General features: G+C 35.9%; 7 protein-coding genes. 2 read left to right on the plus strand and 5 right to left on the minus strand.

Going from position 1 to position 7,806, the window contains the following annotated elements; translation table 11 throughout:
* The 3 genes from HRT72_00370 to HRT72_00380 form a co-directional block, all read right to left on the minus strand.
* The coding region (locus HRT72_00370; protein ID NQY66169.1) for an SDR family NAD(P)-dependent oxidoreductase at positions 1–440 on the minus strand (440 nt) is incomplete at its 3' end.
* Between the two features lie 47 nt (positions 441–487).
* Entirely contained in the window at positions 488–1,963 is a 1,476-nt protein-coding gene (locus tag HRT72_00375) for a glyceraldehyde-3-phosphate dehydrogenase (protein NQY66170.1), read from the minus strand.
* A gap of 146 nt (positions 1,964–2,109) precedes the next feature.
* Entirely contained in the window at positions 2,110–3,558 is a 1,449-nt protein-coding gene (locus tag HRT72_00380; protein ID NQY66171.1) for a trypsin-like peptidase domain-containing protein, read from the minus strand.
* 100 nt (positions 3,559–3,658) lie between these two features.
* Here HRT72_00380 and HRT72_00385 point away from each other — a divergent pair, with 100 nt between their 5' ends.
* Positions 3,659–5,020: a peptidoglycan synthetase gene (locus HRT72_00385; GenBank protein ID NQY66172.1), complete on the plus strand. Its 1,362-nt coding sequence runs from the start codon at positions 3,659–3,661 to the stop codon at positions 5,018–5,020.
* Here the strand turns inward: HRT72_00385 and HRT72_00390 are convergent.
* Positions 5,017–5,520, minus strand: coding sequence for a DUF4199 domain-containing protein (locus HRT72_00390; GenBank protein NQY66173.1), 504 nt, complete (start codon positions 5,518–5,520; stop codon positions 5,017–5,019). The two genes, HRT72_00385 and HRT72_00390, sit on opposite strands and share 4 nt — an antisense overlap.
* Positions 5,521–5,524: 4 nt before the next feature.
* Entirely contained in the window at positions 5,525–7,039 is a 1,515-nt protein-coding gene (gene rho, locus HRT72_00395; protein NQY66174.1) for a transcription termination factor Rho, read from the minus strand.
* Positions 7,040–7,292: 253 nt separating this feature from the next.
* Between rho and HRT72_00400 the strand changes: the two genes are divergently transcribed.
* Positions 7,293–7,760 (plus strand): DUF4293 family protein, encoded by a 468-nt coding sequence (locus HRT72_00400; GenBank protein NQY66175.1) that lies wholly within the window; start codon positions 7,293–7,295, stop codon positions 7,758–7,760.
* Positions 7,761–7,806 lie beyond the last annotated feature (46 nt).

Raw genomic sequence — 7,806 nt, forward strand, 5'->3', positions numbered from 1 at the left:
CCAAAGCCGAATTTTCCAGAGATACTACTAATAGCAATAAAATTGCCAGCGTTTCTTTCAAGCATATGGGGAAGGACAGCCTTTACCAAGCTAATAGTTCCGAAATAATTCGTTTCCATTATTTTACGATCGGTCTCTGTATCGGTGTCTATAATCAGAGAGCGTTGACTAATTCCTCCATTATTTATTAGTATATCAATTTGCCCAAAGCTCGATATGGCTTCGATAGTTTCAGCTTTAAAATCAGATTGGCTTGAGAGATCAAGAACGATACATTTAACGTTCTCTGGATTGGAACAGCTATTTCTAACTCTTTCAAGTTCTTCTAATCTTCTCGATGAAAGAATGAGTTTCGCACCACTTGAACTAAGTTGGATAGCAAGTTCTTCTCCAATTCCTGATGAAGCTCCGGTAATCCAAACAACTTTTTCTTTGAACATAATCGGTGTTGTCAAAGACTAATCAAGTATCTCAATATTGTACCTAACTAATAGTAAGTAAGTCTTCTAACTTTAGCAATGTATTTTGATAAGTGCATTACTTGCCTAGAATAACCGTATTCATTGTCATACCATACATATAGTACAATGTCTTTTTTGTCGTTTGATACTATTGTTGCTCTGCTATCATATACAGAAGGACAATTATTACCAACGATATCTGCCGAAACCAATTCATGTGAAGCAGAATATTTTATTTGCTCAATTGAATCGCCATACATTGCCGCATTTCTCATAATGTCATTAAGATCGTCAACAGAAGTATCTTTCTTTACCGTAAGACTGAGAATAGCTAGAGATGCGTTAGGAGTAGGTACTCTTACTGCATTTGCTGTTAACTTACCTTCTAAACTAGGGATTGCTTTTACCACTGCTTTACCTGCGCCTGTTTCAGTAATAACCATATTTAGAGGAGCGGATCTACCTCTTCTGTATTTCTTGTGGTAATTGTCTAGTAGGTTTTGATCATTTGTGAAAGCATGAATAGTTTCAATATGACCTTTTTCAATTCCTAACTCATTCTCTAGAACATTTAGGACCGGAACGATCGCATTGGTTGTACAAGACGCTGCAGAAAAGATTGTTTCGGAATCAATATCAAACATCCCTTGGTTTATACCAAAAACAATGTTGGGAATGTCTCCTTTTCCTGGTGCGGTTAGAAGTACTTTGGAAATGCCATTTGCTTTCAGATGATTTCCTAGGCCTTCTCTGTCTCTGAATGCTCCCGTATTGTCTATTAATAGAGCATTATCAATTCCAAATGAAGTGTAATCAATTTCATCTGGTTTGCCAACAATCATATGTACTCTATGACCATTTATAATTAGACAATTGTTTTCGACATCTTCTGTAACAGTACCAGTAAATCGGCCATGTACAGAGTCCGTTCTTAATAGACTGGCCCTTTTGTAGATATCTTCGGCACTACTTGATCGAGTAACAATTGCTCTTAATCTTAATTGCTCACCTTTTCCTGCCTGAAGTATTAATTCTCTAGCTAATAGCCTTCCAATTCTTCCAAAACCAAATAGAACTACATCTCTTGGCTCTAGTTTTCTTTTTTCAATACCTATGTGGCTTTCGAGTTTCTTGTTTAAGAATTTAGCTAAGTCTTCGTTATAATCGGCTCTCTCTGCAGCCCACTCTAACGATAATTTACCTACATCTATTTTTGATGGGGCTAGGTCTAATTCTGCAATTCCTTTTGCAACTTCGGCGGTAGTAAATATGCTTCCTTCTTTTTTTAATTCTTTCGTAGCATAGTCATGAAGATTTAGAATGAAACTGATTTTTTGATCAACCAATGGGCGCATAAACATAACCAACTCAACTGATTTGTCATACCAAAGATCGCTTACCATACTACTTACCTCGGCAGCTTTTTTTTCTCTCTCAATCCAATATTGTAATTCTTTCTCGTAAATTCCTTTAACCTTCTCGTTTGCTACTTCCGGTGGCATATTTCAATTAATTTGAATTGTTAGTATTACTGTAAAGACGCTTACATTTTCTATTGAAATTAGCGTATCGTAAAAGTATTGAACTTGCTTTGGTCAATCAAGGAATATGTGAATTATTGAAGAATTTAGTTAACACGTTTTCAGCATTATATTCCTATGCCATAATAAGCGGTTCTCCCGTTCGAATATACACCTTGAAGTAAAACGCCACTTCCTTTTTGTTTAGCTTTCAAAAGTTGAACTAAGTGTTGCGAATTCTTAATTGCCAGTCTTTCAACGTGAGTGATTATAAATCCTGGTTGGATTTTAGCGTCTTTAAATGCACCATCCTCAAGTCTAATTATTTTAACTCCTTGTTTAATACCAAGTTTAGATTTTTCCATATTCGAGGCTTCTTTGAAAAACGCTCCAAATATATTTTCGCCTTCCAGATCTATCTTTTTAAGCATAGCCGTACTGCCATCAATATTTCGTAGCACTACATCCATGACTTTTATTTCACCATCCCGATTCACAGTAACTCGGATTTTATCATTTGGTCGATACTTACTAAGCTCTTCTTGAAGCTCTGCTGTTTTCTTAATAATAGCAGAGTTTATTTTAATTATTACATCTCCTGTTTTAATACCTGCTGCCGCAGCTGCTGCACCATCAATAACCTGTTTTATATAAACTCCTGTGGATGTTTTTAATTTTAGCTTTTCTATAAGAGCCGCATCAACGGATTGGATGGATACGCCAATTAGACCACGTTGAACTACACCGAAATCTTTTATATCGTTATATACTTTTTCTACTATAGTGACAGGAATCGCAAATGAATAACCTGCATAAGATCCTGTTTTAGATAGGATGGCAGTGTTAATTCCGACAAGCTTTCCTTCAAGATTTACAAGTGCACCACCACTGTTACCGGGGTTAACAGCTGCATCTGTTTGGATAAATGATTCGATAGCATAAGTTGATTCTATAATGTTAATATCTCTTGCTTTCGCACTTACTATTCCTGCAGTAACTGTTGATGTGAGGTTAAAAGGATTTCCTACAGCAAGTATCCATTCTCCAACATCAAGATCGTCGTAATTACCAAACTCAAGAAATGGTAAATTGGTTGCATCAATTTTTAAAAGGGCCAAGTCGGCAGGAGGGTAGGTCCCCACTATTTTTGCAGTATATAGTTTGTTGTCATTCATCGAGATACTTATCTCATCAGCATTCCCGATAACATGATTATTCGTTATTATATATCCATTAGGTGACACTATCACACCTGAGCCACTTCCCGCTTGAATTGGATTTTCCCGAAGTGGACTTTCTGTTTCCCCGAAGAACTGCCAAAAAGGGTTTTTGTATTCATCTGGAATTATTTTTCTATAAGATTTAATGTGTACCACAGCAGGAGTCGATATTTTTGCTGCGTAAGTAAAATCGCTAAGTCCGCTTTTAGCACTGGGTTGAGAAACGAGTTGGTAGTTGGGTGTAACTGATTCTATTATTACAGGATTATAAGACTTGCTTTCGATGAAAAGGGATATTGAAAGGGCAGAAATGCCGCCAATAAATGCAATGCTTAGTGTATACAATACTTTTTTCATAGACTTGTTTTACTTTTAATTGAAATTGTCAATAATGATGCCATGAGAATTTACATCTTATTGAAACAAATAACTAACTAAAAAACCAGCATCAAAGTATATGAATATCCATTTTATCGCAGTAGGAGGAAGTGTAATGCATAATCTCGCCATAGCCCTTCATAAAAAAGGAATGAAAGTTACAGGTTCAGATGATGCTTTTCATGAGCCATCAAAAGGTCGATTGGATTCATATGGCTTGCTTCCTAAACAAGATGGATGGGATGAAAATAGAGTACATACAGGTCTTGATGGTGTAGTTCTGGGTATGCATGCAAGAAAAAACAATCCAGAATTGCTTAAAGCGCAAGAACTGGGTATTAAGATTTATTCGTTTCCAGAATATATCTATGAGCAATCGAAGAATAAAAAGCGCGTAGTAATAGGAGGGAGCCATGGAAAAACAAGCATCACCGCGATGATAATGCATGTTCTGATGGACGTAGGAATGGACTTTGATTATATGGTTGGAGCCCAGCTAGCCGGATTTGAAACAATGGTACGTTTGACTAAAGATGCTCCCGTTGTAATTTTAGAAGGGGACGAGTATTTATCTTCACCGTTGGACTTAACACCTAAGTTTCATCGGTACCTACCGAATATTGCGGTTTTGTCTGGTATTGCATGGGATCACATTAACGTATTCCCAACTTTTGAAGGGTATGTTGACCAGTTCGACATTTTTATAAAAAGTATTGGGAAAGAAGGGGTAGTATACTATTGTGATGAAGACAAAGATCTTGTTGGAATGATTAATAAGTCTACTGCTAAATGTGATAAGGTACCTTACAATACACCACCTTCAACAATCAAAAATGGCATAACAAGTGTTGAGGTTGCTGGGAAAACGTACGAGCTTTCTATTTTTGGAGATCATAACCTTCAGAATTTAAATGCTGCGCGCAACGTGTGTTTAGCTTTGGATATTGACGAAACTCAATTTTATAAGAGTATAAGTTCATTTACCGGTGCTGCTAAACGTCTCGAACTACTTGGTAGGAAAAATGATGTTACCGTTTATAAAGATTTTGCACATAGTCCATCTAAATTAGGTGCTACTACTAGTGCCGTAAGAAAACAGTTTATCGAGCGAAAACTGGTTGCTTGCATGGAAATACACACATTCAGTAGCCTTAACAAGGATTTCTTAATTCAATACAAAGGCAAATTAGACGGGGCGGATACGGGTATAGTATTTTATAGTCCAACTGCAATAGCACATAAACAATTACCGCCTTTAACCGAGGAGATAGTGAAAGAAGCCTTTGGCGAAAATGTCCTTGTTTTTGACGACACCGAAAAGTTAAAGTCTTATTTGCTCAATTTGAAGTGGGAGAACAGCGTACTCTTAATGATGAGCTCGGGTAATTTTGGAGGAGTAATCCTAGAAGATTTTGCTGAAGAAGTATTGGCTTTAGCTTAATCCCGTATAGGAACCCTCCTTATCATAAAAGTTATTATTATTGAACAGATAACGCCTAGAAAAAGGTTGAAGGCAATCTCTTTAATTAGGGTTACCCATGGTGTATTAAAACTATAGAAGCGATCTATAGAACCTGTAATTTCTTCTTCGTTCATACCTTGCTCTAATAAAGTGGCTCTACCTTGTGCAGCAAGTGTATCGAGATATAATGGGTCAAGATATTTGACGTAAACTATGTTAGCCACCCCCATAGATATACCAATAATCGCAGCTACTATAATACCTTCTTTAACTCCTATATTAAATGGGATATTCGAGTTGTAAAGTTGCTTAGCTGTGATGAAAATTGCTGCATAGGTACACACAATCATCATTAGCATTTTAAACATCATAGCATAAACACCTACTTTTTCTTTGTCGAAAAAGTAAGTGAATTCAATAAGTAGAGCGATACCTGATAGGAGACCTGCAATTAATCCAAGTCGTATTGATGGTTTCAAAAAACTAGCTGTTCATTGATATTAAGAACTCCTCATTCGATTTAGTTCCTTTAATTCTATCTCTTAAGAACTGCATTGCTTCTAATGGATTCATATCAGACAAGTGATTTCTTAAGATCCATATTTTCTGAAGAGCTTCTTTTTCAACTAAAAGATCATCTCTTCTAGTACTTGAAGCAACTAGATCAATTGCTGGGTAGATTCGTTTGTTTGCAATTTTTCTATCCAACTGTAACTCCATGTTACCTGTTCCTTTAAATTCTTCGAAGATTACTTCGTCCATTTTAGAACCAGTTTCTGTAAGAGCAGTAGCAATGATTGTTAAAGAACCACCAAATTCAATGTTTCTTGCAGCACCAAAAAATCTTTTTGGTTTGTGTAATGCATTAGCATCAACACCACCTGAAAGCACTTTGCCTGAAGCTGGAGATTCAGTGTTGTATGCTCTCGCTAATCTGGTGATTGAGTCAAGAAGGATAACTACATCCGTTCCACATTCAACCATTCTTTTTGCTTTTTCAAGAACTATGTTTGCGATTTTAACATGACGGTCTGCAGGCTCATCGAATGTTGATGAAACTACCTCCGCGTTTACATTACGTTTCATGTCTGTAACCTCTTCAGGACGTTCATCTACTAATAAGATGATCAAATAAATTTCTGGGTGATTTGCAGCAATTGCATTTGCAACATCTTGAAGTAAGATTGTCTTACCTGTTTTAGGCTGTGCAACGATTAATCCTCTTTGCCCTTTTCCAATTGGAGTGAACAAGTCAATCATTCGTGTAGAAATAGTACTGCTCTTTTCAGATAAGTTTAATTTGTCTGAAGGGAAAAGAGGCGTTAGGTGATCAAATGCAACCCTATCTCTTATGTCAGAAGGGTTTCTACCATTAATTTCTATTACCTTAATAAGAGGGAAATATTTTTCACCTTCTTTTGGAGGTCTAACAGAACCTAATACTGTATCCCCTGTTTTTAATCCAAATAATTTAATCTGAGATTGAGAAACGTAAACATCATCCGGAGATGTTAAGTAGTTATAATCAGAAGATCTTAGGAACCCATATCCATCAGGCATAATTTCTAACACGCCTTCACTAGAGATTATTCCATCAAAATTAAATTCTGGTTTTTTTGGCTCTCTTGGTTTGTCGAAATTTTTTCTAGGATTATTGTTTTGAGGCCTATCTGAAGGAGCTCGTTCCGGTCTCTTTTTATCGTCTTCGTTAGATTTTGAATCTCCGTTTTTTGAAGTAGGACGGGTAGAAGTTGTTTTAGCCTCTGGAGATGGCTTTTTGTCGTCTGCTGGTTTTGCAACAGCTTTAGCTGCTGGCTTAGTTTCTTTTGGTTTAGATTCTGTTGCAGGTTTTGCCTCTGGGCTTAATGCTTGCTGATCTAAAATCTTGTATACTAAATCTTGTTTTTCTAGTACATCATACTCTGCTACTGATAGATCTTTTGCTATGTCTCTCAGTTTTTCAATTGCCTTACTATTCAAATTTAGGATATCGTACATGTTGCGTAACGTGTTTTAGTTTTTAGTCTGTTAACTAATATGAAGTGATTGGTGAATTTTAGAAAAAAATAATTATCGAATGAATTTTACGGACAGCAGAAAATCTATACGGAAGAGTGCCATTGTCGGAGAAAAGACAAGCAATATTACAAATTTAATTAATTACAAAAAACAAAATTTAAAATTATTCTCTCTGCTTTATTCAAGGACAATAAAGCTGAATTGTTTTAACTTTAACGCAACAATCTTTATAATGATTCAAAGAATTCAATCAATTTATATTGCAGCTGCTATTGCCTTAGGAATGTGCATGTTGTTTCTTCCTCTTAGTATTGTAACAATAGAGGAGACAGGTAGCGTACTAACTCTTTCTTCTCTTGAATTAGTTAATTCTGATGGTGAGATTCAAAATACATCTATTCTATTAGATATTTTCTGGCTCTTATTAATAGGTTTTGGAATTTTGTGTTCATCAAGTATTCTGATGTTTAAAAAGAGACAACGACAAGTTTTAACTGTAAAATTAGGTCTATTGGTTTGTGCAGGTATATTGTTTTTATTATTACAAGGCACGAGTGATTTGGAAGAATCATTAGGAGGAGTGCTAGAAATGAAGTTAGCTTTTTACTTCCCTATTCTAATGATGGTTCTTCTTATGTTGGCCTTAAGAGCCATTAATAAAGATGATGAGTTAGTAAGATCATCTGAGCGACTACGTTAGTCACTTTTTCTCCTCAAGTTCGACTACTTCTAAATCTTTTATTTCA

The sequence above is a fragment of the Flavobacteriales bacterium genome, from assembly GCA_013214975.1.
Taxonomy (GTDB): domain Bacteria; phylum Bacteroidota; class Bacteroidia; order DT-38; family DT-38; genus DT-38.

Bases quoted from the DNA above. Each gene is read 5' to 3' on its own strand.
- HRT72_00375 (NQY66170.1), bottom strand. From the start codon at position 1,963: ATGCCACCGGAAGTAGCAAACGAGAAGGTTAAAGGAATTTACGAGAAA.
- HRT72_00380 (NQY66171.1), bottom strand. From the start codon at position 3,558: ATGAAAAAAGTATTGTATACACTAAGCATTGCATTTATTGGCGGCATT.
- HRT72_00385 (NQY66172.1), top strand. From the start codon at position 3,659: ATGAATATCCATTTTATCGCAGTAGGAGGAAGTGTAATGCATAATCTC.
- rho (NQY66174.1), bottom strand. From the start codon at position 7,039: ATGTACGATATCCTAAATTTGAATAGTAAGGCAATTGAAAAACTGAGA.
- HRT72_00400 (NQY66175.1), top strand. From the start codon at position 7,293: ATGATTCAAAGAATTCAATCAATTTATATTGCAGCTGCTATTGCCTTA.